The sequence below is a fragment of the Pseudomonas sp. Lz4W genome (assembly GCF_000346225.2).
Lineage (GTDB): Bacteria > Pseudomonadota > Gammaproteobacteria > Pseudomonadales > Pseudomonadaceae > Aquipseudomonas > Aquipseudomonas paraversuta.
The window spans coordinates 1009666-1035718 of record NZ_CP017432.1 but is presented as its reverse complement, the minus strand read 5'-3'; the positions used below and the strand labels follow the sequence as shown (position 1 = coordinate 1035718).

The 26053-nt window shown below is 58.0% G+C and carries 23 protein-coding genes; 20 read left to right on the top strand and 3 right to left on the bottom strand.

Annotation, left to right across the window (positions count from 1 at the left end; all coding sequences use genetic code 11):
* Positions 1–41: 41 nt before the first annotated feature.
* Complete coding sequence (gene ybaK, locus B195_RS04965; RefSeq protein ID WP_003443187.1) at positions 42–512, bottom strand: Cys-tRNA(Pro) deacylase; 471 nt, start codon at positions 510–512, stop codon at positions 42–44.
* Positions 513–893: 381 nt separating this feature from the next.
* Between ybaK and B195_RS04960 the strand changes: the two genes are divergently transcribed.
* The 14 genes from B195_RS04960 (at position 894) to B195_RS04895 (ending at position 15260) form a co-directional block, all read left to right on the top strand.
* Entirely contained in the window at positions 894–1745 is an 852-nt protein-coding gene (locus B195_RS04960) for an MIP/aquaporin family protein (RefSeq protein ID WP_003443188.1), read from the top strand.
* 88 nt (positions 1746–1833) lie between these two features.
* A complete protein-coding gene (glpK, locus tag B195_RS04955; protein WP_003443190.1) occupies positions 1834–3339 on the top strand; it encodes a glycerol kinase GlpK in 1506 nt (501 codons plus the stop codon).
* 136 nt (positions 3340–3475) lie between these two features.
* The gene (locus tag B195_RS04950; RefSeq protein WP_003443202.1) at positions 3476–4231 is read left to right on the top strand and encodes a DeoR family transcriptional regulator; all 756 of its coding nucleotides are present in this window, start codon (positions 3476–3478) and stop codon (positions 4229–4231) included.
* 255 nt (positions 4232–4486) lie between these two features.
* Positions 4487–6025, top strand: a complete 1539-nt coding sequence (gene glpD / locus B195_RS04945; RefSeq protein WP_003443204.1) for a glycerol-3-phosphate dehydrogenase — start codon at positions 4487–4489, stop codon at positions 6023–6025.
* 359 nt (positions 6026–6384) lie between these two features.
* Positions 6385–7305 (top strand): glutamate/aspartate ABC transporter substrate-binding protein, encoded by a 921-nt coding sequence (locus B195_RS04940; protein ID WP_003443212.1) that lies wholly within the window; start codon positions 6385–6387, stop codon positions 7303–7305.
* A 202-nt stretch (positions 7306–7507) separates the two neighbouring features.
* On the top strand, positions 7508–8254 hold the full coding sequence (locus tag B195_RS04935) for an amino acid ABC transporter permease (protein WP_003443214.1): 747 nt from the start codon (positions 7508–7510) through the stop codon (positions 8252–8254).
* Positions 8254–8928, top strand: a complete 675-nt coding sequence (locus tag B195_RS04930) for an amino acid ABC transporter permease (RefSeq protein WP_003443216.1) — start codon at positions 8254–8256, stop codon at positions 8926–8928. The genes B195_RS04935 and B195_RS04930 overlap by 1 nt, the downstream gene beginning before the upstream one ends.
* Positions 8925–9659, top strand: coding sequence for an amino acid ABC transporter ATP-binding protein (locus B195_RS04925; RefSeq protein WP_003443218.1), 735 nt, complete (start codon positions 8925–8927; stop codon positions 9657–9659). The genes B195_RS04930 and B195_RS04925 overlap by 4 nt, the downstream gene beginning before the upstream one ends.
* A gap of 129 nt (positions 9660–9788) precedes the next feature.
* Positions 9789–11693, top strand: a complete 1905-nt coding sequence (locus B195_RS04920; protein ID WP_003443220.1) for an ATP-binding protein — start codon at positions 9789–9791, stop codon at positions 11691–11693.
* A complete protein-coding gene (locus B195_RS04915) occupies positions 11690–13015 on the top strand; it encodes a sigma-54 dependent transcriptional regulator (RefSeq protein WP_003443222.1) in 1326 nt (441 codons plus the stop codon). The genes B195_RS04920 and B195_RS04915 overlap by 4 nt, the downstream gene beginning before the upstream one ends.
* An 8-nt stretch (positions 13016–13023) precedes the next feature.
* A complete protein-coding gene (locus B195_RS04910; protein ID WP_177412970.1) occupies positions 13024–13350 on the top strand; it encodes a GlpM family protein in 327 nt (108 codons plus the stop codon).
* A 188-nt stretch (positions 13351–13538) separates the two neighbouring features.
* A complete protein-coding gene (locus tag B195_RS04905) occupies positions 13539–14459 on the top strand; it encodes a hypothetical protein (RefSeq protein WP_003443225.1) in 921 nt (306 codons plus the stop codon).
* Positions 14456–14830 carry a hypothetical protein gene (locus B195_RS04900; protein ID WP_003443228.1) on the top strand — a complete coding sequence of 125 codons (375 nt, stop codon included), beginning with the start codon at positions 14456–14458 and terminating at the stop codon, positions 14828–14830. The genes B195_RS04905 and B195_RS04900 overlap by 4 nt, the downstream gene beginning before the upstream one ends.
* Before the next feature lie 10 nt (positions 14831–14840).
* Positions 14841–15260 (top strand): EamA family transporter, encoded by a 420-nt coding sequence (locus B195_RS04895; RefSeq protein WP_003443230.1) that lies wholly within the window; start codon positions 14841–14843, stop codon positions 15258–15260.
* Between the two features lie 63 nt (positions 15261–15323).
* Here B195_RS04895 and B195_RS04890 read toward each other — a convergent pair whose 3' ends face one another.
* On the bottom strand, positions 15324–16088 hold the full coding sequence (locus tag B195_RS04890; RefSeq protein ID WP_003443232.1) for a MipA/OmpV family protein: 765 nt from the start codon (positions 16086–16088) through the stop codon (positions 15324–15326).
* Positions 16089–16314: 226 nt separating this feature from the next.
* Here B195_RS04890 and B195_RS04885 point away from each other — a divergent pair, with 226 nt between their 5' ends.
* From B195_RS04885 to B195_RS04860, 6 genes are read left to right on the top strand one after another with little or no spacing between them, the layout of a single operon-like run.
* Positions 16315–17010, top strand: coding sequence for an MtnX-like HAD-IB family phosphatase (locus B195_RS04885; RefSeq protein ID WP_003443234.1), 696 nt, complete (start codon positions 16315–16317; stop codon positions 17008–17010).
* Entirely contained in the window at positions 17003–18397 is a 1395-nt protein-coding gene (locus tag B195_RS04880) for an aspartate aminotransferase family protein (protein WP_003443236.1), read from the top strand. Before B195_RS04885 ends, B195_RS04880 begins: the two co-directional genes overlap by 8 nt.
* Entirely contained in the window at positions 18394–19260 is an 867-nt protein-coding gene (locus tag B195_RS04875) for a carboxylesterase (RefSeq protein WP_003443237.1), read from the top strand. Before B195_RS04880 ends, B195_RS04875 begins: the two co-directional genes overlap by 4 nt.
* A gap of 13 nt (positions 19261–19273) precedes the next feature.
* The gene (locus B195_RS04870; RefSeq protein WP_003443241.1) at positions 19274–20398 is read left to right on the top strand and encodes a GNAT family N-acetyltransferase; all 1125 of its coding nucleotides are present in this window, start codon (positions 19274–19276) and stop codon (positions 20396–20398) included.
* Positions 20398–22161, top strand: coding sequence for a HAMP domain-containing sensor histidine kinase (locus B195_RS04865; protein WP_003443243.1), 1764 nt, complete (start codon positions 20398–20400; stop codon positions 22159–22161). The genes B195_RS04870 and B195_RS04865 overlap by 1 nt, the downstream gene beginning before the upstream one ends.
* The gene (locus B195_RS04860) at positions 22158–23549 is read left to right on the top strand and encodes a sigma-54 dependent transcriptional regulator (RefSeq protein WP_003443244.1); all 1392 of its coding nucleotides are present in this window, start codon (positions 22158–22160) and stop codon (positions 23547–23549) included. Before B195_RS04865 ends, B195_RS04860 begins: the two co-directional genes overlap by 4 nt.
* Before the next feature lie 90 nt (positions 23550–23639).
* Here the strand turns inward: B195_RS04860 and metE are convergent, their stop codons facing one another.
* Complete coding sequence (gene metE / locus B195_RS04855) at positions 23640–25949, bottom strand: 5-methyltetrahydropteroyltriglutamate--homocysteine S-methyltransferase (RefSeq protein WP_003443246.1); 2310 nt, start codon at positions 25947–25949, stop codon at positions 23640–23642.
* Positions 25950–26053: the final 104 nt, after the last annotated feature.

The following is a 26053-nucleotide window of genomic DNA, read 5'->3' as shown; positions in this document are numbered from 1 at the left end:
TAACGAAGAGCTCGCGGGGCAAGCAGGTTCCTGCAACCCCCTCAGATACGGCCCATAGGCGCAAAGATTGCCTGGGTGTGCTCTGCCAGTACCGCAGGCGCCAGTTCCACTTCCAGTCCGCGTCGACCGGCGCTGACAAAAATCGTCGCAAAACCCTGTGCACTTTGATCAATAAAGGTGCGCAGGCGTTTCTTCTGCCCCAGCGGACTGATGCCGCCCAATAGATACCCCGTCGCACGCTGTGCTGCCGCAGGGTCCGCCATTTCGACTTTCTTGACCGCAGCCGCCTGGGCCAGCGCTTTTAAATCGAGACTTCCGACGACCGGTACAACGGCCACCAGCAGCTCACCCTTTTCACTGCTGGCCAACAGTGTCTTGAACACCTGCGCCGGCGTGAGACCAAGCTTTTCCGCGGCCTCCAACCCATAGGACGCGGCCTTGGGGTCGTGTTCGTAGCTGTGTACCCGGTGTTCGGCGCGAACTTTTTTCAGCAGGTCCAGTGCAGGCGTCATGACAGCTCCAGTCAGGAATCGGACGAAGTAAACCAAGCCCGAATATTAGGCTATTGCACGGCAAAAAGGCGCTGGAGCAGGCCTTTCAGCGCCCCATCAAGCTGAAACGTTAAACTCGAACCTACCAATTTGTGTTCTTTGCTTACACAAAAATAAGTACCAAACCTGCGGTAAAAAGTCAGAATGTGGCTGAGCGTTCACTTTCGACCTTTGACAGCAGTGTTTCTTGTCTATATTTTTTCGAATATGAATATACCCGAGCATTTCAGCCATTCTGTTACCCAGGCCTGAAAAACCCGGATCGAGACGCTCCGGTTTTAATACAGCCCCATTGGCAACCCGGACTGACAACGTAAAAAAACAACAAAAACGAGGTTTAAAATGACGACTGCTACCCGGCACCCCACACTTTCAGGCCAGTGCATGGCCGAGTTTCTCGGCACCGCGCTGCTAATCTTCTTCGGCACAGGTTGTGTTGCAGCCCTCAAGGTAGGCGGTGCCAGCCTGGGCCTGTGGGAAATCAGCATCATCTGGGGGGTTGGGGTAAGCATGGCGATCTACCTGACTGCGGGCGTGTCCGGTGCGCACCTGAACCCCGCCGTCAGCATCGCACTCTGTCTGTTTACCGATTTCGACAAGCGCAAACTTCCCTTCTACATCATCGCCCAGGTCGCGGGAGCCTTTTGCGCAGCGGCTTTGGTATACACGCTCTACAGCAATTTATTTTTCGATTACGAACAAACCCATCAAATGGTTCGCGGCAGCCAGGCAAGCCTGGAACTGGCCTCGGTGTTCTCGACCTATCCACACCCTGCACTCTCGACCTTGCAAGCTTTCCTCGTCGAAATGGTCATTACCGCAATCCTCATGGGCGTGATCATGGCCCTGACCGATGACAAGAACGGTTTGCCTCGCGGCCCATTGGCGCCGTTGCTGATTGGCTTGTTGATTGCGGTAATCGGCAGCTCGATGGGTCCGCTGACAGGTTTTGCAATGAACCCTGCGCGTGATTTCGGGCCCAAGCTGATGACTTTCTTGGCTGGCTGGGGTGACATTTCGCTTACTGGCGGGCGCGACATTCCTTATTTCCTGATTCCAATCTTTGCCCCGATCGTGGGTGCCTGCCTCGGCGCAGCCATATATCGCGGGATGATTGCCCGCCACTTGCCTGCTGACGAACCCGTGGCAACGGACGCCCAAGCCATCGCAGAGGTAAAAACCCAGGCTTCCTGATATCGACTTATGAAACGGGGCGCACGAGACTACTGCCCATAACTTTCTCGCGCCCTGAACCCATTACTTCATTCTGCAAGGCAATCAAATGACCGACATTCAGAATAAGAACTACATCATTGCGCTGGACCAAGGCACCACCAGTTCGCGAGCGATCATCTTCGATCGTGACGCAAACGTGGTCTGCACCGCGCAACGCGAGTTTCAACAGCACTATCCGCAGCCAGGCTGGGTCGAACATGACCCGATGGAAATTTTTGCCACCCAAAGCGCGGTCATGGTCGAAGCCCTGGCTCAAGCCGGCCTGCATCATGATCAGGTTGCGGCGATCGGCATCACCAACCAGCGGGAAACCACGGTTGTCTGGGACAAAATCAGCGGGCGTCCGATCTACAACGCCATTGTCTGGCAGTGCCGGCGCAGCACCGAGATCTGCGAGCAGCTCAAGCGCGACGGTCACGAGCAATACATCAGCGACACCACCGGCCTGGTGACCGACCCGTACTTCTCCGGCACCAAGCTGAAGTGGATCCTCGACAACGTCGAAGGCAGCCGCGAGCGCGCACGTAATGGCGAACTGCTGTTCGGCACCATCGACAGCTGGCTGATCTGGAAATTTACCGGCGGCAAAACCCACGTCACCGACTACACCAATGCTTCGCGCACCATGCTCTTCAACATCCACACCCTGGACTGGGATGCCAGGATGCTTGAGGTGCTGGATATCCCTCGCGAAATGCTGCCTGAAGTGAAATCGTCTTCAGAGATCTACGGGCGCACCAAAAGCGGCATCGCCATTGGCGGTATTGCCGGAGACCAACAGGCCGCGCTGTTCGGTCAGATGTGCGTTGAGCCGGGCCAGGCCAAAAACACCTACGGCACTGGCTGCTTCCTGTTGATGAACACCGGCTCCAAGGCCGTCAAGTCGACTCACGGCATGCTGACTACCATTGCCTGCGGCCCACGAGGCGAAGTGGCCTACGCACTGGAAGGCGCTGTGTTCAACGGCGGCTCCACAGTGCAGTGGCTGCGTGATGAATTGAAAATCATCAACGACGCCCATGACACCGAATACTTCGCCAACAAGGTCAAAGACAGCAATGGCGTGTACCTGGTACCTGCGTTCACCGGCCTGGGGGCTCCTTACTGGGACCCGTATGCCCGTGGCGCACTGTTCGGTCTGACCCGTGGTGTCCGCGTGGATCACATCATCCGTGCCGCGCTGGAGTCGATTGCCTACCAGACACGCGATGTACTGGATGCCATGCAGCAAGACTCGGGCGAACGCCTCAAGGCCTTGCGCGTAGATGGCGGCGCTGTCGCCAACAACTTCCTGATGCAATTTCAGGCAGACATTCTCGGCACCATGGTTGAACGTCCGCAAATGCGTGAAACCACTGCCTTGGGCGCGGCCTACCTGGCCGGTCTGGCCTGCGGCTTCTGGAGCAGCCTGGAAGAGTTGCGCGGCAAGGCGGTGATTGAACGCGAGTTCGAACCTGCACTTGAGGATGCTTGCAAAGAGAAGCTCTACGCGGGCTGGAAAAAGGCCGTGAGCCGTACTCGTGACTGGGAACCCCACGAAGAAAGCAACTAAACACGCTCTGATAAGCGAGCAGCGGATACCTTTGGTATTCGCTGCTACGCCTATGGTTCATGGCACCTGCGAGTAGCAGGCGGCGCTTTCCTGCGGCATGATGGGCGAATTTGCTTCGCCGCCCAAAGGAAACTCCATGAATCTGCCTCCACGCCAACAGCAGATCCTCGAACTCGTTCGCGAACGTGGCTATGTCAGCATCGAGGAAATGGCTCAGTTGTTCGTCGTTACACCGCAGACCATCCGTCGCGACATCAATCAGTTGGCAGAAGCCGACCTGTTGCGTCGCTATCACGGTGGCGCCGCCTATGACTCCAGCGTTGAAAACACCGCCTACGCCATGCGCGCCGACCAGATGCGCGATGAAAAACGCCGTATTGGCGAAGCCATCGCCGCCCAGATTCCCGATCACGCCTCGATTTTCATCAATATCGGTACCACTACCGAATCCATTGCCCGGGCGCTGCTCAACCACAATCACCTGAAAATCATCACTAACAACCTGCATGTCGCTTCAATCCTGAGCGCCAAGGATGATTTTGAAGTCCTGATAGCCGGCGGTAACGTGCGCCGCGATGGCGGCATCGTGGGCCAGGCCAGCGTCGACTTTATCAACCAGTTCAAGTTCGACTTTGCACTGGTCGGTATCAGCGGCATCGATTCAGACGGCAGCCTGCTGGATTTCGATTATCAGGAAGTGCGTGTTTCCCAGGCCATCATCGCCAATGCCCGACAGACCATTCTCGCCGCTGACTCCAGTAAATTCGGGCGCAACGCGATGGTCCGCCTCGGGCCTATCAGCCTGATCGATTGTCTGGTCACCGACCAGCCGCCGGTCCCGGAACTTGCGCAACTGCTCGCCCAGTACAAAATCCGCCTGGAAGTGGTTTAACACCACACCGCACAAACTCCTGCAGGAGCGAGTGTGCCTCGCGATGACAGCACGGCCAGGCCCATGCATGCCTCGCGTGAATCGCGAGGCAACTGGCCCACGCGCTAAAATGTTCGAAATTCTTCCTTTCCCCCTCCTTCGATGAGTTTTTTCAATCGAAGCGCGCTGGCTCTGTCGGCCTTTATCCGCTACCATTTTCGAAAATGAACATTAATGTTCGAATTCAAATATGCGTAAAGAACGCGAGGCCTACATATGTCCCTGACCACCTTGCCTGCCACTCCCCTCGCCGAGGTTTACGATGTCGCCGTCATTGGCGGTGGAATCAACGGGGTAGGGATCGCGGCAGACGCTGCCGGTCGAGGCTTGTCTGTGTTCCTTTGCGAAAAAGACGATCTGGCCAGTCACACCTCGTCCGCCAGCAGCAAGCTGATTCATGGTGGCCTGCGCTACCTGGAGCATTACGAGTTCCGCCTGGTGCGCGAAGCCCTGGCCGAGCGCGAAGTGTTGCTGGCAAAAGCCCCGCATATCGTCAAGCCCATGCGCTTTGTCTTGCCCCATCGCCCGCACTTGCGCCCGGCATGGATGATCCGTGCCGGTCTGTTCCTGTATGACCACCTGGGCAAGCGTGAAAAGCTCGCCGGTTCTACCAGCCTCAAGTTCGGTACCGACAGCCCGTTAAAAGCAGAAATCACCAAAGGCTTCGAATACTCGGACTGCTGGGTGGATGACGCACGCCTTGTAGTACTCAACGCCATGGCTGCGCGGGAAAAAGGTGCGCATGTACATACCCAGACCCGATGCGTCGGAGCTCGTCGCAGCAAAGGCTTGTGGGAGCTGAATCTTGAGCGCGCTGACGGCAGCCTGTTTTCGATTCGCGCCAAGGCTTTGGTCAACGCTGCCGGGCCCTGGGTGGCCAAGTTCATCAAAGACGATCTCAAGCTGGACTCGCCATACGGCATTCGCCTGATTCAAGGCAGCCACCTGATCGTTCCGAAGCTGTATGACGCACCCAACGCCTTCATCCTGCAGAACGAAGACCAACGGATAGTGTTCACCATTCCGTACATGGACCAGTTCACCATCATCGGTACTACTGACCGCGAATACACCGGCGACCCGGCCAAAGTCAGCATCACCGAACAGGAAACCGACTATCTGCTGAACGTGGTCAACGCCCACTTCAAACAGCAAGTGAGCCGTGCCGACATTCTGCGCACTTACTCCGGCGTACGCCCGCTGTGCAATGACGAGTCGGACAACCCGTCGGCGGTCACCCGTGACTACACCCTGGCACTGTCCGGCGTGCCGGGCGAAGCACCTTTGCTGTCGGTGTTTGGTGGCAAGCTGACCACTTACCGCAAGCTGGCTGAATCGGCCATGGCCCAACTGACGCCGTACTTTACTCAGATCAAGCCAAGCTGGACCGCCAAGGCCACCCTGCCGGGTGGCGAAAACATGACTACCCCGCAAGCCCTGAGCGCTGCCCTGACCAGCAAATACAACTGGCTGGATGCTGCCATTGCCAAGCGCTGGGCAATCACCTATGGCAGCCGCTCATGGAACCTGCTGGACGGTGCGCAAGGTCTGGACGATATGGGTGAGCATATCGGCAGCGGTCTCTACAGTCGTGAAGTCGACTACCTGTGCACACAGGAATGGGCACTGGATGCACAGGACATCCTGTGGCGCCGGACCAAGCTCGGCTTGTTCACCACGGCCCAAGAGCAGGAACACCTGGCGCAATACATGGCCACACTGGACTTGAAGCATCGCAAGGTAGCAGCCGCTTGATGGCATGACGCGCGGCATGAACGAGCCTGCTCGCGAAGGTACCCTCCCCGGTTTTCTGACAACCGGATTGCCTTCATCGCGAACAGGCTCGCTGCTACAGCCCGGTTTCATTCGGTTTTCCGAACGGCAAGCCCCACATTGATTCGGCTTTCCGGGCATTCCCTATCGACAGCCATTCTTGAAATATTAAAAAATCCTTACAAATCATATAGATGAGCATTATTCACGCGTTTGGCACGACTCATGCTCTACACTCTGAGCCGAATGCTTAAACAGTGCTCAAGCCTGTTGGGCTATTCCTAGTACAAAAAGGGTCCGCAAACGGGCTCAATAAAAAAAACAATGTCGAGGAAACATCGATGCGCATCGTTCCGCAACTTTTGAGCGCAGCTATTGCTGCAGCTCTGATTAGCACTCCAGTTTTTGCAGCCGAATTGACCGGCACACTGAAGAAAATCAAAGAATCCGGCACCATCACCCTCGGGCATCGTGACTCCTCCATCCCGTTCTCTTACATCGCTGATGGCTCCGGCAAGCCGGTTGGCTACTCCCACGATGTGCAACTGGCAATCGTCGAAGGGCTGAAAAAGCAACTCGACATGCCCGACCTCAAGGTCAAGTACAACCTGGTCACTTCCCAGACCCGCATCCCGCTGGTGCAGAACGGCACCGTTGACGTTGAGTGTGGTTCCACCACCAACAACGCGGAACGCGCCCAGCAAGTAGACTTTTCGGTCGGCATCTTCGAAATCGGTACTCGTCTGCTGTCCAAAAAGGACTCGCCTTACAAGGACTTCGCTGACCTGAAAGGCAAAAACGTGGTCACCACCGCGGGCACGACTTCGGAGCGCATCCTCAAGGCGATGAACGCCGACAAGCAGATGGGCATGAACGTGATCTCGGCAAAAGACCACGGCGAAGCCTTCAACATGCTTGAGTCGGGCCGCGCTGTAGCCTTCATGATGGATGACGCACTGCTGGCCGGTGAAATGGCCAAGGCCAAGAAGCCAACAGACTGGGCCGTGACCGGCACGCCACAGTCGTACGAAATTTATGGCTGCATGCTGCGTAAAGGTGATCCTGACTTCAAGAAAGCCGTGGATGACGCCATCATCACTTACTACAAGTCTGGCGACGTCAATAAATCCTACGCCAAATGGTTCCAGTCCCCTATCCCGCCAAAAGGTCTGAACCTCGACTTCCCGATGAGCAAAGAGCTCAAAGAGCTGATCGCCAACCCGAACGACAAGCCGGCACCTGAAGAAAAACCAGCGGCCTGATCCCTGGCTGTGGCGACTTGTGAGCGCGATTGAACGCGCTCACAAGTCTTGTTCACCGGCTGTACTGCTTCTTACTGCATTAGAGAACACTCGAACCCCTGATGATCGAGCGGGCTCGGTGTGCCTGACGGACCCTGTCGGGTGAGAACGGATTCCCTGAAGCAAGTGCTTTTTTATAGACCCATCTGAGGGGAGACCCTGCATGAATTACAACTGGGACTGGAGCGTGTTCTTCAAGTCCACCGGCATAGGCAGCGAGACATATCTCGACTGGTTTATCTCCGGTCTGGGCTGGACCATTGCGATCGCTGTTGTCGCCTGGATTGTTGCACTGATACTGGGTTCGATGCTGGGCGTCATGCGCACCATGCCAAACCGCCTGGTAGCCGGCATCGCCGGGGTGTACGTGGAAATCTTCCGCAACGTACCACTGCTGGTTCAGCTGTTTATCTGGTACTTCCTGGTACCCGACCTGCTGCCGCAGAACCTGCAGGACTGGTACAAGCAAGACCTCAACCCGACCACCTCGGCCTACCTGAGCGTTGTCGTGTGTCTGGGTCTGTTCACCGCCGCCCGTGTCTGCGAACAAGTACGTACCGGTATTCAGGCCCTGCCCCACGGGCAAGAAGCCGCCGCGCGCGCCATGGGCTTCAGCCTGTCGCAGATCTACTGGAACGTGCTGCTGCCACAAGCCTACCGAATCATCATTCCACCGCTCACCTCCGAATTCCTGAACGTGTTCAAGAACTCGTCTGTGGCATCGCTGATCGGTTTGATGGAGTTGCTGGCGCAAACCAAACAGACGGCAGAGTTTTCCGCCAACCTGTTTGAAGCCTTCACCCTGGCCACGCTGATTTACTTCACCCTGAACATGAGCCTGATGTTGCTGATGCGCCTGATCGAGAAGAAAGTCGCGGTGCCCGGCCTGATGTCATTGGGGGGCAAATAATGGACTTCTTCGATTTCAGCGGGATTGTTCCTGCCCTGCCGGGCCTGTGGAACGGCATGCTCATGACCTTGAAACTCATGGTCCTGGGCGTTATCGGCGGTATTGCCCTGGGCACCGTGCTGGCGTTGATGCGTTTGTCGTCCAGCAAGTGGCTGGCCAACCTGGCCGGCGCTTACGTGAACTACTTCCGCTCCATCCCGCTACTGCTGGTCATTACCTGGTTCTACCTGGCGGTCCCGTTCGTACTGCGCTGGATCACCGGCAAAGACACCCCGATCGGTGCATTCGAATCATGCATGGTGGCATTCGTCATGTTCGAAGCCGCCTACTTCTGCGAAATCGTGCGGGCCGGCGTACAGGCCATTCCCAAGGGCCAGATGGGCGCAGCCAAAGCGCTGGGCATGAGTTACGGCCAGGCCATGCGCCTGATCATCCTGCCCCAGGCCTTTCGCAAAATGACCCCGCTGCTGTTGCAACAGAGCATCATTTTGTTCCAGGACACCTCGCTGGTTTACACGGTTGGCCTTGTGGACTTCCTCAATGCCTCGCGCTCCAGTGGCGACATCATCGGCCGCTCCAATGAGTTCCTGATCTTCGCCGGTCTGGTGTATTTCATCATCAGCTTTTCCGCCTCGCTGCTGGTCAAGCGTCTGCAAAAAAGGTTTGCCGTATGATCTCGATCAAGAACATCAACAAGTGGTACGGGGACTTCCAGGTACTGACCGACTGCAGTACTGAAGTCAAAAAAGGCGAAGTGGTTGTAGTCTGCGGCCCGTCCGGCTCCGGTAAATCGACCCTGATCAAGTGCGTCAACGCCCTGGAACCGTTCCAGAAAGGCGACATCGTGGTCGATGGCACTTCGATTGCCGACCCGAAGACCGATCTGCCAAAACTGCGCTCGCGGGTGGGCATGGTGTTCCAGCATTTCGAACTGTTCCCGCACATGACCATCACCGAAAACCTGACGATCGCGCAGATCAAGGTATTGGGGCGCAGCAAGGAAGAAGCCACCAAAAAGGGCCTCGAACTGCTGGAACGCGTTGGCCTCTCGGCACATGCCCACAAGCACCCGGGACAACTCTCCGGCGGCCAGCAACAGCGCGTAGCCATTGCCCGCGCACTGGCCATGGACCCGATCGTCATGCTGTTTGACGAACCGACCTCGGCCCTCGACCCGGAAATGGTTAACGAAGTACTGGACGTGATGGTGCAACTGGCCCACGAAGGCATGACCATGATGTGCGTCACCCATGAAATGGGCTTTGCGCGCAAGGTCGCCAACCGGGTGATCTTCATGGACCAGGGCAAAATCGTCGAAGACTGTGAGAAAGAAGAGTTCTTCGGTGATGTAACGGCCCGTTCCGAGCGTGCGCAACACTTCCTCGCCAAAATCCTGCAGCACTAAGCAGCACCATTCCTTGCAGGAGCGAGCTGGTCTCGCGATCTTCCAAAAGATCGCGAGACCAGCTCGCTGCTACAGGAGATTTCTGTTAATCGGCTGCTCTTGCGCAGTGGTTGACCCAAGGCATCTGTGATGAAATGCGACCCCACTATTTATCGCGGTGCCCCGCCCTCACTTGCCGTGAAACCTCGTCTGCTCCGCCATTTGCTGTTACCCCCGCTCATCCTGCTGCTAACCATCGGGCTGGGCTACGCGGGCTATCGCGTCAGCGAACACTTTGGCATCCGCAGTCTCAGCGAGAACGGTGAGCGTCAACTTGAACTCCATGCACGCACTGTCGAGAGTGAGCTCGGCAAATACACCTACCTGCCCAGCCTGCTGGAGCTGGAGTCCAGTGTTTCGCATTTGCTGGCAGATCCGACCGCGCAGAACCGGGTTACCGTCAATCAATACCTCGAAGGCCTGAACCGCCGCAGCCGCAGCCGTGCCATTTATGTACTGGACACCACGGGCCGGGTAATGGCCACCAGTAACTGGCGCGACGCCGACAGCTACCTGGGCGAAGACCTGTCTTTCCGGGCCTACTTTCAAGACGCAGTGCGCGGTCAGCCGGGACGTTTTTACGGCATTGGCAGCACCTCCGGCGAGCCGGGCTACTACCTGGCCCACGGTCTGGAAGAACAAGGCAAAATCATTGGCGTTGCGGTGATCAAAGTACGCCTCGAAGCCCTTGAGGAGCGCTGGCAACGCGCCCGGCTCGAAGCCTATGTGAGCGATGAAAACGGCATCATCATTCTGTCGAGTGATCCGACCCGCCGCCTGAAATCGGTCCGCCCCCTGACCGCCGACACCAAAGAGCAGCTGGCGCGCAGCCTGCAGTATTACTGGTGGCCGCTTAATGAGCTGCAACCTGTGGAACGTGAGCATCTGGCCGAAGGCGTAGAAACCGTCACCTTTGCCGCCAGTAGCGGACTGGCCAAGGATGAAAAGGAAGTCAGCTATCTGGCCCAGACCCGCAAGCTCAACGACACGCCCTGGGAAATAACCCTGCTCACCCCATTACAAGACTTGCGCCGCGAAGCTGCCAATCAGGGCATGCTGGTGGCCGTGGCCTTTGCCCTGCTGGCCTTCTTGCTGATTGCCTGGAATGAGCGGCGCAAAGTGATAGCAACCAGGCTTGCGGCCCGCGAAGCCCTGCAAGAAGCCAATAACCAGCTCGAACGCAAAATCACGGAACGCACCGCCCACCTGCGTGCCAGCAACGAACGGCTCAAGGGCCAGATTCGCGAGCGCCGTCAGGCCGAAGACACCCTGCGCCGGGCCCAGGATGAACTGGTCCAGGCCGGCAAACTGGCCGCCATCGGTCAAATGTCCACCAGCATTGCCCATGAACTGAATCAGCCATTGGCCGCCTTGCGCACACTGTCGGGCAACACCATAAGGTTTCTCCAGCGCGGCGACCTGAAGGTAGCGGCGGACAATCTCAACACCATCAACAATCTGGTGGACCGCATGGGCCGCATCACTGCCAACCTGCGCTCCTTTGCCCGACGCGGCGATGACCAGGGCCAGGCCAGCCTGGGCAAGGCAGTGGAGGCGACCCTGCAACTGCTCGCGCTTCGCCTGGAAGCAGCCGGAGTTGAACTGCAGCGCGATTTCAGCGACGTCCAGCTCAAGATCGACCAGACCCGGCTGGAACAGATCCTCGTCAACCTGATTGGCAACGCTCTGGACGCCATGCAGGACCAGGCAGCCCCCAAAAAGCTGTGGCTGGAAGGCGAACCCGGCGACGGCAAGTACCGCCTGCGAGTACGTGACAACGGTCCCGGCATCGACCCTGAAAGCCGAAAACACCTGTTTGAACCCTTCTTCACCACCAAACCCGGCGAGCAGGGTCTGGGCCTGGGCCTGACCCTGTCGGCCAGCCTGGCCGCCGCTGCCGGCGGCAGCCTCAGCGTCGAGTTCCCAGCCACTGGTGGTGCTGCGTTTGTCCTCTTATTACCGCTGTTGCAACCCGCTAAGGCCGAGCCGATATGAATAACGAGCTGACCGTCCTGATTGTCGAAGACGACCCCCATGTCCTGCTCGGATGCCAGCAGGCGCTCGCGCTCGAAGATATTCGCAGCGAAGGCGTGAGCAGTGCTGAACAAGCCCTGGCAATGGTCGGGGACAACTTCCCCGGCATTGTCATCAGTGACATCCGCCTGCCCGGGATCGATGGTCTGGAGCTGCTGAAACGGCTCAAGGCCCGTGATCGCAGCCTGCCGGTGGTACTGATTACCGGGCATGGCGATATTTCCATGGCCGTGGGCGCCATGCGCGATGGCGCCTATGACTTCATGGAGAAACCTTTTTCTCCTGAACGCCTGGTCGACATCGCACGCCGGGCTCTTGAGCAACGCGGCCTGGCCCGGGAAGTGTGGTCACTGCGCCGGCAGCTGGCCGAGCGTGATTCCCTTGAGGGCCGGATCATCGGCCGCTCGCCCGCCATGCAGCAATTACGCGAATTGATCGCCAACGTCGCCGATACCTCGGCCAACGTGCTGATTGAGGGCGAAACCGGTACCGGCAAGGAACTGGTCGCCCGCTGCCTGCACGACTTCAGCCGTCGCCAGCCCCGGCAATTCGTCGCGCTCAACTGCGGCGGGCTGCCGGAAAACCTGTTCGAAAGCGAGATATTCGGTCACGAAGCCAATGCCTTTACCGGTGCCGGCAAGCGTCGGATCGGCAAGATCGAACATGCCGACGGCGGCACCCTGTTTCTCGACGAAGTAGAAAGCATGCCGCTCAACCTGCAGATCAAACTGCTGCGGGTGCTGCAGGAGCGCTCACTGGAGCGCCTGGGCTCCAACCAGAGCATCGATGTCGATTGCCGGGTGATTGCCGCCACCAAGTCCGACCTCGATCAGCTGAGCAAAGTCAGCCAGTTTCGCAGCGACCTCTATTACCGGTTGAATGTGGTGACACTCGAGCTGCCGCCTCTGCGCGAGCGCCGCGAAGACATCCTGCAACTGTTCGAGTACTTCCTGCAGCAATCGTCTCTGCGTTTCGACCGCACGGCGCCTGAACTGGATAACCAGACCCTGTCCAACCTGATGAGCCATGACTGGCCGGGCAACGTGCGAGAGCTGCGCAACGTGGCCGAGCGTTTTGCTTTGGGCCTGCCGGCCTTCAAGAAATCGGGCAGCAACGTCGCCCAGGGCCTGGGCTTTTCGGAAGCGGTGGAGGCGTTCGAGCGCAATCTGCTCAGCGATGCACTACAACGCAGTGGCGGCAACCTGACCCAGGCCAGCCAGGAGTTGGGCATGGCCAAAACCACACTCTTCGACAAGGTCAAAAAATACGGGCTGGCTCACTGATGGATTTAATTCTGAAAGCTGCACTGGGCGCCGCCGTGGTAATCATCCTGGCGATGCTGGCAAAAACCAAAAACTACTACATCGCAGGTCTGGTCCCGCTGTTTCCGACTTTTGCCCTGATTGCCCACTACATCGTCGGCAAAGGGCGCTCACTGGACGACCTGAAAACCACCATCGTCTTCGGCATGTGGTCGATCATTCCCTACTTCGTCTACCTCGCAGCACTTTACGTACTGGTGGATCGCATGCGCCTTGAAGCCTCTTTGGCACTGGCCGCCGTGGCCTGGCTGATCGCCGCAACCGTACTGGTCAGTGTCTGGGTGCGCTTGCACTGATCGCTAGGAGCGAGCTTGCTGGCGGTAGCAACGTCGCGCTGCACTTGAAATACCCGGGGGCCTGGATCGCAAGCTGTCTCGTTCCAGCAGAGATCCACACCCGCCGAAATTCTGGCCCGCCCCTTGCATTTACCCCCTGACGCCCGCCTGGTCTGACCCGGCGGTGAACAAACGGGGGTACATAGCACATGAACATTCTCGATCTGGATCACAGCCTGACCCACCAGGCGCCCATTGCGCTGCGGCTGGCCGATGGTCGCGCGATCCGTATGGATTTACTGGCCCTGGGACCGAAATTGCGCCTGTGGTCCACCGAACGCAATTACCAGCGCTTCGCCAAATTACTGCAGGAACGTCCCAGGCGGGCGGCCCACAGGCCTGAAATATTCTTCGTCGGCTCCGGTGATTATCATCACCTGACCCCGGCCCTGCTGGCAGACCTGCACGAGCCTGTCACCCTGATCCATTTCGACAACCACCCCGACTGGGTGCGCTTTGCTCCCCGCCGGCATTGCGGTTCATGGATCAACCGGGCGCTCAGACTGCACAATATCAAGCGTATCGTCACCCTTGGCCCCTGCAGCGATGACCTGAAAAGCCCGCAGTTCAAAGGCGCCAACCTGGGGGCCCTGCGCAGCGGGGCTCTGCAACTCTTTCCATGGCGCCATGCGCCCACCAAAGTCTGGGGCCGCATCGGCGATGGCGCAGGCCATGAGCAACACGAAAATCTCCTGTACTGGCGCAACCTGGCCGATCAGGACTGGCCCACCTTTATCGACAATCTAATCAAGAACCTGCCCACCACAGGGGTGTGGATCAGCATCGACAAAGACGTGCTGGCCAGCGAAGACGCCGCCACCAACTGGGATCAGGGCGGTATGCGTCTTACCCACCTGCTCCACGCCATACGCGCCCTGGCCACCAGCAAGCGCGTACTGGGGATCGACGTCTGCGGCGACTTCGCCAGGGCCCCACACAGCAACCTGTTCAAACGCTGGGAGGCCAAGTCAGATCAGCCGCCACCAGAACGCTGGAGCGAAAGCGATTTGTTACGCAACTCAACCACCAACAAAGCCCTGATTTCGTTGTTTGAGGAGCTGTTTCCGTGACTTTGACTGTTATTGCGCTAGTGGCGTTTTCCATCGTTCTCGATGTGATCGGCCAACTGTGTTTCAAAATCGGCCTCGACCGGTTACCCGAACTCGAAGGCGGCTTTCGCCTCAACGCGTTCTGGGGCCAGGTGTTCCAGGCTCCCATGCTGTGGGCGGGTATCGCTGCCTACGTGATCGAATTTTTCATCTGGCTTGAAGCCTTGTCCCGGGCGCCGCTGAGTTTGTTGTTTCCGGCCGCAGCGCTGGCCTATTGCGGCGTGGTCTTCGCCGGCAAGGTGTTTCTTGGTGAACACGTCAGCCGTCGCCGCTGGATGGGCACTCTGGTGATTACCCTCGGCGTGTTGCTGGTCAGCATCGCCGGAGCTTAGGAGATTAATCATGCAAAACTCTGAACCGATGAATCCGCCACAAAGTGGATGGCTGCATGGGCGGCTGGGTACGGTTGTACTGTGGGCATTGCTGATCATCCTGGAAAGCGCAGGGCAAATCGCGACCAAAGTCGGCGGCGATCAGTTGGGCAATACGGATTTCACCCTGCAATGGCTGCACGACATGCTGCTCAATCCCGGGGTATGGGCAGCCATTGCCTGCTATATCGGCGCATTTTTCGTGTGGATGCTGATATTGCGCCGCAGCAGCCTGTCGTTGGCGTTTCCGCTGAGTTCGCTGGTATTCGTGGGGGTGCTGCTGGGGTCGTGGCTGGGCCTGGGTGAGCACATCAGCGCGCTGCACTGGGCGGGCGTGGCGGTGATCATTGGCGGGATTGCCTTGCTGGCTGACGGCGAGCCGGAGCACTGAAAGATCGACTGATGAGCAACTGCGGGAGCCGGCTATCCAGCTCCCGCAGAGTCAGACAGCACTCTAGAATTTATAGCTGATCGCGGTCTGCACTGTGCCCTGATTCACGTCGCCCACATCCTTGACGATGCTGCTGTCTGCCGCTGTACCCACCAGACGAACCCAGCTGGCACTGGCCACCAGTGACCAATGTTGTGCCAGCGCAAACTCGAAGTTCTGGGTCAATGTCACGTTCTGAAAACCACCGCCGGCCTTGTACGCAGAAAAACCCGAAGCTAGGGCTTCACTGGCGCTTACACCAAAGAAAGTCGACATTTGCCGGGCATCGGCAAAGTTCACCGCCAACTGGCTGCTGCCGATAATTCCCAGGCCCAGCGGATAACCCAGCTCACCGCCCACTTGCCCCAATAACCCTCCCTGCCCGCCGGCACCGCCCACCGCCTGGCCCAGTTGCGCATACACGCGCCAGAACTCGGCCGGACTGTATTGCACGAAGCCGCCCAGCTGCGCCATGTCCGAAACATCCCGCAGCCCGCGCAGCGAACCGTTGGCGTTACGCCCCGACAAGTAATTGATAAATGGCCCGGCGCTCCAGCCATCAGCTTTGAAGCTGCTCCAGGTCAAGCCATTGTCGGTATCCAGACTGACATCGCCCCAGTCCACATCGAAGTACGGCAGCGGTACTGTCTGATAGCGGCTGCCACTGGGGTCGTAAGGCTGATAGCCAATCCCGCCCCCCACTTCGCCACTGGGGCCGTCGGCAGCACGCGCCACGACCCCGACACCCAACAATGAGAGCAGCAAAAAAACAGGAGCGCAGGTTTTCATGACAGAGGTTCCATATGAATTCATGCGCGCATAAGTCGCTTTTTTGAGAATTCGACGCAAGCACTGATGTTGTTTGTAGCAAGCTACAAAAATTGTAGCCTGCTCGGGGATTCTCACCGCGGGCAACGGCCAAAGCCCCGGCCCATGGGGCTTTGGCAACTTGGCACAGTCCGTGCTCTGTCCTGTACATGCGCAAAGTGCGCGTCTCCACAACAGGACAATGCAGATGATGCAATGGCATATCGTGTGTGATTTCGACGGAACCATCACCCGCACCGACGTCATCGACAACATTCTTCAACGTTTCGCCGACCCCAGCTGGGAAGCGATCGAAGAACAATGGGTGCAAGGTGAGATTGGTTCGCGTGAATGCCTCAGCCGCCAGCTGTCGCTGGTTAAAGCCTCCCCAGCCGAACTGCTGGCCTATTTCGATACCGTTGAGATTGACCCGGACTTTCCGGATTTCGTTGATCACGTCATCGGCCTCGGTGCTTCTATCGAAGTGGTCAGTGACGGCATCGAACAGGGCATCGCGCGCATCCTGGCCCGCAACTATGTGAGCCTGTTGCCGATCCTCGCCAACCGCCTGCGCCAGGTCGACCACAACCGTTGGCGCATCGACTTCCCCCATGCCAGCGACGCCTGCCATGCGGCTTCAGGCAACTGCAAATGCAAATCCACGCCTGGCGGCAAACGCGTGCTGGTGATTGGCGACGGGCGCTCCGACATGTGTGTGGCCGCAAGCGCCGACTTCGTATTCGCCAAAGACAGTCTGGCTGAACACTGCGAGCGCAACGGCATCCCGTACGCACGCTTCGACACATTCTCTGAACTTGCGGCCCTGCTGGCCAAATTGCCAAGCAACGCCGCCAACGCCCCCCACTATTCTCGTGAACAACAGGAGCTTTTCAATCATGTCTGATATCCGGATCGCCTCACCTGAAGACCAGATTCTTCTGGAAAAAGAAGCCAAGTACTGCTCGTACGGCGACACTGTCCACTACATCGAACCACCGCGCATTTTCAGCCGCTGCGAAGGCTCTTATGTATGGGACACCAGTGACCAGGCTTATCTCGATCTGCAAATGTGGTACTCGGCGGTTAACTTCGGTTACTCCAATCCGCGCTTGAACAACGCCCTGAAACAACAGATTGATACCCTGCCGCAGATTGCCAGCCAATACCTGCACAAAGGCAAGATCGAGTTGTCGGAGCGCATCGCGGTCGACGCCAAAAACAAGTTCGGTCTCGACGGACGCGTGCACTTCAACGTTGGCGGTTCACAGTCCATCGAAGACTCGTTGAAAGTGGTCCGTAACGCCACCAACGGCAAAAGCCTGATGTTTGCCTTCGAAGGCGGTTACCACGGTCGTACGCTAGGTGCTTCGTCGATCACCTCCAGCTACCGCTACCGCCGTCGCTATGGCCACTTCGGTGAGCGCGCCAATTTCATCCCGTTTCCGTATCACTTCCGCGGTCCAAAAGGCATGACCAAAGAAGAATATGGCAGCCACTGCGTACAGCAATTCGCCCGTTTGTTTGAAACTGAATACAACGGTGTATGGGACCCTAAAGTCGGCCAGAGCGAATATGCCGCGTTTTACGTCGAGCCGATCCAGGGCACCGGCGGCTATGTGATTCCCCCCATGAACTTCTACAGCGAACTCAAGCAGGTTCTGGATCAACACGGCATTTTGATGGTGGTCGATGAAATCCAGATGGGCTTCTGGCGCACCGGCAAGCTATGGTCGATCGAGCACTTCGACGTCAAACCCGACGTGATCGTGTTCGGCAAGGCGCTGACCAACGGCCTCAACCCGCTGGGCGGCATCTGGGCCCGTGAAGAGCTGATCAACCCGAAAATCTTCCCGCCAGGCTCGACCCACTCCACCTTCGCCTCCAACCCGCTAGGCACTGCGGTGGGTCTGGAAATGTTCAAAATGACCAGCGAAATCGACTACGGCGCGATGGTCATGGAGAAAGGCAAATACTTTCTGGCAGGCCTGCAGGACCTGCAAAAACGCTACCCGATCATCGGCGATGTCGACGGCCTGGGCCTGGCCCTGCGCTGCGAAATCTGCGGTCCGGACGGCTTTACCCCGGACAAGGCAACCCTGGACTACATGGTTGAAGAAGGCATGAAGGGCGATATCGAAATCGACGGCAAGCGTCTGGGTCTGATTCTGGACGTCGGCGGCTACTACAAAAACGTCATCACCCTGGCTCCATCGCTGGAAATCAGCTACGCCGAAATCGACCTTGGCATCGCCCTGCTCGACCGCCTGTTGCATCGGGCCATGAAGCGGTGAAGCGGTCAGAGATCGACCTGGGCGAAGGCGACGCCGGTTTCGTTCTCGGCACGGGTGAGGTCGGGATCCTGTTGATCCACGGCCTCACCGGCACCCCGACGGAGTTGCGGCGGGTGGCCCAGGGGCTGGCCAAGGACGGTACATGCACAGTGTACGTACCCACCCTGGCCGGCCACTGCGGTGACAACAGCGACCTGCAGGCCACCGGCTGGCAAGACTGGTACGAAGGGGTGCGTAAAACCTTCGTCGATGTCCGCCAGCGCCATGCCCGGGTTTTCGTCGGCGGTCTGTCGATGGGTGCAGTGATGTCGATGTACCTGGCCTCCGAACACCCGGGGCAAGTGGCGGGCCTGTTGATGTACTCCACCACCTTGCGCTACGACGGCTGGAGCATTCATAAACTGGCGTTCCTGACACCCTTGCTGATGGCCATTCCGTTCGGCGTGCACCTGTGCAGTTTCGAGGAGAAACCGCCCTACGGGATCAAGAACGAGCGCCTGCGAGCGATCGTTGAACGACAGATGAAAGCCGGTGAAAGCAGCAATGCCGGGTTACTGACAATGGAAGGCATCACCGTGCGCGAGCTGCACCGGATGAACGCCGTGGTGAAAAAGCGCATGCCGTCGATCACCACCCCGGCACTGGTACTGCACTCCATCGAAGACGACATCACCAGCCGCTGGAATGCCGATTACGTAGAGCGCCATCTGGGCGGCCCGGTGACCAAAGTGCTGCTCGATAACTGTTACCACATGATCACCGTCGACCTGCAATACCGCCGCGTGATTGAACTGAGTGACGCTTTCATCAAGCACCACAGCACCGTTGCCCAGGGCTCTGTCGAGTACCTGCAGCAAGCCTGACCAAGGAAGATCCATGATTACAGCCCAAGCCTTTTCATCAATCCAGGCCATCGAACGCGAGGCCTGGAATGACTGCTTCCCAGATTCTCTGGAGGATTGGGACTACATCGTGGCAGTGGAAAACGCCGGCATTGAGGGCTTCGAGTGGCGTTACCTGACGCTGTACAGAGGCTCGACCCTGATTGCCGCCGCCACCGCATTCACCACCTCTTATCGCCTCGACACCACGGTTCAGGGGATCGGTAAACGATTTACCGAAAAGCTGAACCATATTTTGCCGGGGCTGGTGCAGTTACCTCTATACGCCATCGGCTCCCCGGTAACCGAACAATGCAACGCGGGCACCGCCAGCCATATTCCGCCTGACCAGCGCCCGGCCCTGCTGGCACGCCTGCTGCTTCTGGCGCAGCACGACGCCCGCCAGCTGGATATCGGCCTGATAGCGGTCAAGGACGTCCCCAGCCATGACGATGACTGGTCCCATAGCTGCAAGGCGGCGGGCTATCAGTCCATGCCCAGCCTGCCCAGGGCCGTGCTGCCCGTACCTTTTGGCTCGGTTGACTGCTACCTCGGCTCCCTGGGTAAATCCACCCGCAAAGACATGCGCCGCAAATTGCGCTCACCCGGACCCAGGGTGGAATGGCGCAGCAGCATTGACGATGTCCTGCCCGACATCATGCGTTTGTACGAAGCCAGCCTGGGCCGCAGCGACCTGCAATTCGAACGCTTACCGCCCGCTTATTTCACGGGTATCCTCCAGCAACTGGGAGACAGGGCGCTCTGCGTGCTGTATTGGCTCGATGATCAACTGGTAGCGTTCAATCTGCTACTGATCGACGAACATCGGCTGGTGGACAAATTTTTCGGTCACGACCTTGAACTGACACGTGAGTACAGCTTGTATTTCAGAAGCTGGATGGAGAACGTCGACTACTGCATCCGTAACAGAATTGCGCTATACGAATGTGGCCAGGCCGGATACGCCAGCAAAGTTCGCCTGGGCTGCACCTTCCAGAGCAATACGCTGTTCTTCCGCCATCGCAACGGGTTGGTCAATAACATGCTCAAGTTAGTAAAACTATTCGTCCGCCCAGACCGTCATGACCCCGCCCTTGCGGCAGCGATAAGCGAGCATTAATGCCAATCACCTCTGAATCAAAGCGCAATGCTCCAGCGTTCAAGGTCTCGCGCTGGACGGTTCAGCGCAAACTGGTACTGGCCTTCTGGCTGGTCAGCGTCATCCCCACCATGATCGCCGCCGAACTGGCCGCCACCACGCTGTCGCATATTTTCGACAACAACGTGCGCGTCTGGCTGCAGGAATCGACCGAAATCGTCAAAGACGAAATCGGCGAAATCGTTCAAGACAATGCCCGCGCGGCGCAATTGTTCCTGCGCTATACCCACCCGCCTACCTCCCATACAGCCCTGCGCCACGACAAGTTGACCGCCGACATTGCCAGTGCAATGGACATTAACGTGGTGGCGCTGATTCGCAGCAGTGACCACAAAGTGGTATTCAGCACGGCCAGTGAAGCCATCGTTGACCAGATCAGCATGGCGCCCAATGCCGTGCTGCAAACCATCGACGTGGGCGGCGTGCCCACCGGCACAGTGGTTTCGACCTTTCCTACCACCCAGGATGGCGAGGCGTATCAATTACTGGTTGCCACTTACATGGACAACAGCTTTTTGACCAGCGTCGCTGACGTCCACTCCCTGGACCTGCGCCTGTACCTGGCCAGTGGTAATGGCTATTCCGAAATTTTCTCCAGTCAGCACTTTGATGACCGTGAGCTTCAGGTGCCGACTGCCATCGAGCAAATACTGCGCGAGACCAAACAGCCCAGCGAGCAATTCACCACTCGCTACAGCGGACTGTACTGGCCAATCCTCAACGGTACCGGTGAACTGCAAGGCGTGATTTACAGTGGTTTGCTACGCCATACCAGCCTTGTCGGCCTGGTCAATCAGAGCAACCTGTTTGCACTGATTTTCCTGGTCGGCTCGATACTTTCGCTAAGCGTTGGCTGGCTGGTTTCCGAGCGCCTGACCCGGCCACTGCGCGGTCTGTCTGAAGGTGTACGGGCAGTGATTGCCGGGGATTACACGCAACTGGTCGCGGTGTCTGGCCGGGACGAACTGGCTGAGTTGAGCAGCACCTTCAACCACATGACCGTACGCCTGGCCCAGTTGCATCATCTAGAGGCCCAGTTGCGCCGGCGTGATCGCCTGCATGCCCTGGGCGAGGTCGCCATGGGCCTGGCCCACGAAATCCGCAATCCGCTGGGCATTATCAAAACCGCCACCCAACTGCTGCACCGGCGGGCCAATCTGGACGAAACCGACAAGCGCCATCTGGAGTACGTGGTCAGCGAGGTATCTCGAATCAACGAGCTCATTACCGACTTTCTGGACTTTGCCAAACCCAGTGCACCGGTGCGTTCAGTTCAGCCGGCACGACTTCTGGTCGAAGATATTCTGGGCTTCTGCAAGCCCGAGCTGGACAGCCACAACATCAGAACCGAAATAGACGACAAAGCCCCCGGGGCAACCATTTATGCAGACACCCGGCAACTGAAACAGGCTTGCCTGAACCTGATCATCAATGCCATAGACGCAATGCCTGACGGAGGGCACCTGACATTGCGCATTGCCCGTGACACCAACAATGACACCGTGATCAGCATTATCGATAACGGCCAAGGTATTGAACCTGACATGATCGAGCGAATTTTCACGCCTTTTGTCACCACCAAGGCATCGGGTACGGGCCTGGGTCTGCCCAAAGTGTTCTCCATTATGGAAAACCACGACGGCCGGATTGAATGCATCAGCGAGAAAAACGCCGGAACCACCTTCAACCTGTATATTCCGGCCCACGGAGGGGATGAGTCATGAGTCACAACATCCTGGTGGTCGACGACGAGCCGAAACTTTGCGACCTGCTCAGTTCCGCGCTGAGCCAGAACGAGGTGCAGGTATTTACCGCAGGCAACGGCCTGCACGCACTGGCCATTCTGGAACAGGAAGACATCGACCTGATCATCAGCGACTGGCGCATGCCCGGCATGGACGGCTCGCAGTTACTGGCCGAGGTCAAGGTGCGTTATCCGCATCTGCCAGTCATTGTGATGACGGCCTACAGCACGGTGAAAAACGCCGTACAGTCGATGCGCGATGGCGCCTACGACTACATTGCCAAACCCTTCGATATCGACGAACTGGACATCACCGTCAGCAAAGCCCTGCAGTTTCGCGACATCCTGCGCGATAACGCACGCATGCGCGCCGAACTCGACGAGCACTGGCATATCGAGAGCCTGATAGGTGACAGCCCGAGTTTTCGCCGGGTGTTGCAGGCCATCGACTCGGTGCGTGACAGCAACGCCACCATCCTGCTGACCGGTGAAAGCGGTACCGGCAAAGAGATGGTCGCCCGTGCCATCCACAACCACGGTAGCCGGGCCGACAAACCCTTTGTCGCGGTCAATTGTGCGGCGATTCCTGAAGGGCTGCTGGAAAGCGAGATGTTCGGTCATCGCAAAGGCGCCTTTACCGGTGCCGTCGCTGATCGTGTCGGGCGCTTCATGCAAGCGGACAAAGGCACTTTGTTTCTCGATGAAGTGGGTGATATGCCCCTGGCCCTGCAGGCCAAGATCTTGCGCGCGCTGCAAGAGCGAGTCATTGAGCCCGTTGGAGATCCCCGCGAGCGCAAGGTCGATGTCCGGGTCATTGCAGCCACCAATAAAAACCTGCTGGAAGCCGTGGCCAACAAAGAGTTTCGCGAGGATCTGTACTACCGCCTGAATGTATTCCCGATTCCCCTGCCTGCCTTGCGCGAGCGGGTTGAAGACATCGCTGCGCTGGCGCGGCACTTCGCCCACAATCTGGGGGCTACTGCTGGCAAACGGATCAGCGGTTTCAGCCCCAGTGCCTTGCGGGCAATGGCCGAATACAGCTGGCCCGGCAACATTCGCGAACTGCAGAACTGCGTCGAGCGCGCCACCATTGTGGCCACCAGCAGCACAATCCAGGACAGTGACCTGCCGCCGTACCTGTTCAGTGCCCAGCCGAGCCAGACCAGCGCCCTGCCGAGCCCGGGCCCGAGCGTACCGCCCGATCTGGAAGCGGCGCTGGCTGAAGTGGAAAAAGCCTACATCCTGGCGGCCCTGCAACAAGCCCACGGAGTCCAGGCTGCTGCAGCGCAGTTGATTGGCATATCAGAACGCAGCTTCTGGTACCGCCTGAAAAAGCTCGATATACACGTCGACAAAATCATCAGATAAAGCCAACCCCAGTTTCAACATCAAATGCTCGCGAGCTTTCAAGCTCCAATGCTCGCGAGCAAGCTCGCTCCTACAGGTGCTGCGCCGGGTTCAGGCAACCTGCGCCCGCAACTGCCGCGCCGCCGCCACCATGTTGATCAGTGCCGCTTCGGTCTCGGCCCAGGCGCGGGTTTTGAGGCCGCAGTCGGGGTTTACCCACAACCGCTCAGCCGGAATACGTTGGGCCGCCTTGCTCAGCAACTTGACCATCTCGGCCGTGTCCGGAACCCGTGGCGAGTGGATGTCATACACCCCCGGGCCAATGTCGTTCGGGTAATCGAATGCTTCAAACGCATCCAGCAGTTCCATATCCGAACGCGAGGTTTCGATGGTGATGACGTCAGCGTCCATCTCGGCAATCGACTTGATCACATCGTTGAACTCGCTGTAGCACATGTGGGTATGAATCTGTGTTTCGTCCCCGACTCCCGAAGCACACAGGCGAAAAGCCTCCACTGCCCAGTCCAGGTATTCCTGCCACTGCGCCCGACGCAACGGCAGGCCTTCACGCAAAGCCGCTTCGTCAATCTGCACAATCTTGATCCCGGCTTTTTCCAGATCGATCACCTCGTCACGAATCGCCAGCGCCAGTTGCTGCGCCTGCACTTTGCGCGATACATCTTCGCGGGGGAATGACCACATCAGCATGGTCACCGGGCCGGTCAACATGCCCTTCATTACCTTGTCGGTCAGGCCCTGAGCGTATTTGATCCAGTCCACGGTCATGGCTTGAAGACGGCTCAGGTCGCCGAAAATGATCGCCGGCTTCACACAGCGCGAACCGTAGCTCTGCACCCAGCCATATTGCGTAAACACGTAGCCATCCAGCTGTTCGGCAAAGTACTCGACCATATCGTTACGTTCGGCTTCGCCGTGGACCAACACGTCCAGCCCCAAACGCTCCTGGGTTTGTACGGCGTTGCGAATTTCGCTGTGCATGGCGTCGGTGTACTCACTGACCGACAATTTGCCCTGTTTGTAAGACTGCCGCGCCAGCCGAATCGATGCTGTCTGCGGAAACGATCCAATAGTGGTCGTAGGAAATGCCGGCAGATTCAGGCGCGCGCGCTGCAACTGGATACGGGTGGCAAACGGTGACTGACGCTGGCTGTCCGCAGCGGTGATCGCTGCGGTACGTGCTTGCACCGCAGGCTTGTGAATTCGTGGCGAGTTGGCGCGGCTGGCCTGCACCGCACGGCTTTGGGCCAGCGCCTGCTGCACTTTGGCATCCTGGGGGATATTCAGCGCATCGCGCAGTACGGCAATTTCGTCGCACTTTTGCCGGGCAAAGGCCAGCCAGCTTTTAAGCTCGGCATCCAGCCGGGTTTCGCGGTCCAGATCAACCGGGCTATGCAACAGCGAGCAAGAGCCGGCAACCCACAGATTGTCACCAAAGCGTTCTTCGGCTTCCTGCAATTGGGCCAGGGCGTTTTCCAGATCACAGCGCCAGACGTTGCGACCGTTCACCAGACCCAGCGACAACACTTTATAGGTCGGCAGGCGATCCAGAATGGCATGCAACTGGTCAGGGGCACGCACCAGGTCAACGTGCAAACCTTCCACCGGCAGGCTGACAGCCAGCCCCAGATTGTCTTCCAGACCGCTGAAGTAAGTGGCTACCAGCTTCTTCAGAGGTGAGTACTGAAGGATGTGGTAAGCACGCTCAAAGGCGTTTTTCCACTCCTGGGGCAGGTCAAGCGACAGAATCGGTTCGTCAATCTGCACCCATTCCACACCTTGTTCAGCCAGACGGGAAAGAATAGCGGCGTATATCGGCAACAGGTTTTCCAGCAGATCGAGTTTGTTGAACTCATTGCCCTTGGTCTTGCCCAGCCACAGGAAAGTCAGCGGTCCTATGATCACCGGCTTGACCTTGTGACCCAGGGCCAGGGCCTCGGCAGTTTCTTCAAACAGCTGATTCCAGCTCAGCTCAAAACGCTGATCCTGACTGAACTCCGGCACCAGGTAGTGATAGTTGGTATCAAACCATTTGGTCAGTTCTTGAGCGTACTGGCCTTTGCCGTGTTCGCCGCAGCAACTCTGGCTCGCACCACGGGCCATGCCGAACAGGGTATTCAGGGTTGGACGGCCCTGGGCGTCCAGGGTACTGGCGAACCGCTCGGGAATGGCACCGAAGGTCAGCGAGTGGGTCAGCACCTGGTCGTACCAGGCAAAGTCACCCACCGGCAGTAAGTCGATCCCGGCGTCTTTTTGCAGTTGCCAGTGGCTGGCGCGCAGTTCACGCCCCACAGCTTGCAGGGCAGCCTGGTCAATATCGCCCTTCCAGTACGCTTCGAGTGCTTTTTTCAGTTCACGATCCGCACCGATACGCGGGAAACCAAGATTGTGTGCCAGGGCCATAACGACATTCCTTCGTGTAAGTAATGGCACAATTATCGACACGCACTGCAACATGAGACAAACTCAACGTTTTCGTGTTGATCATCAAATTTACTCATGGAGTC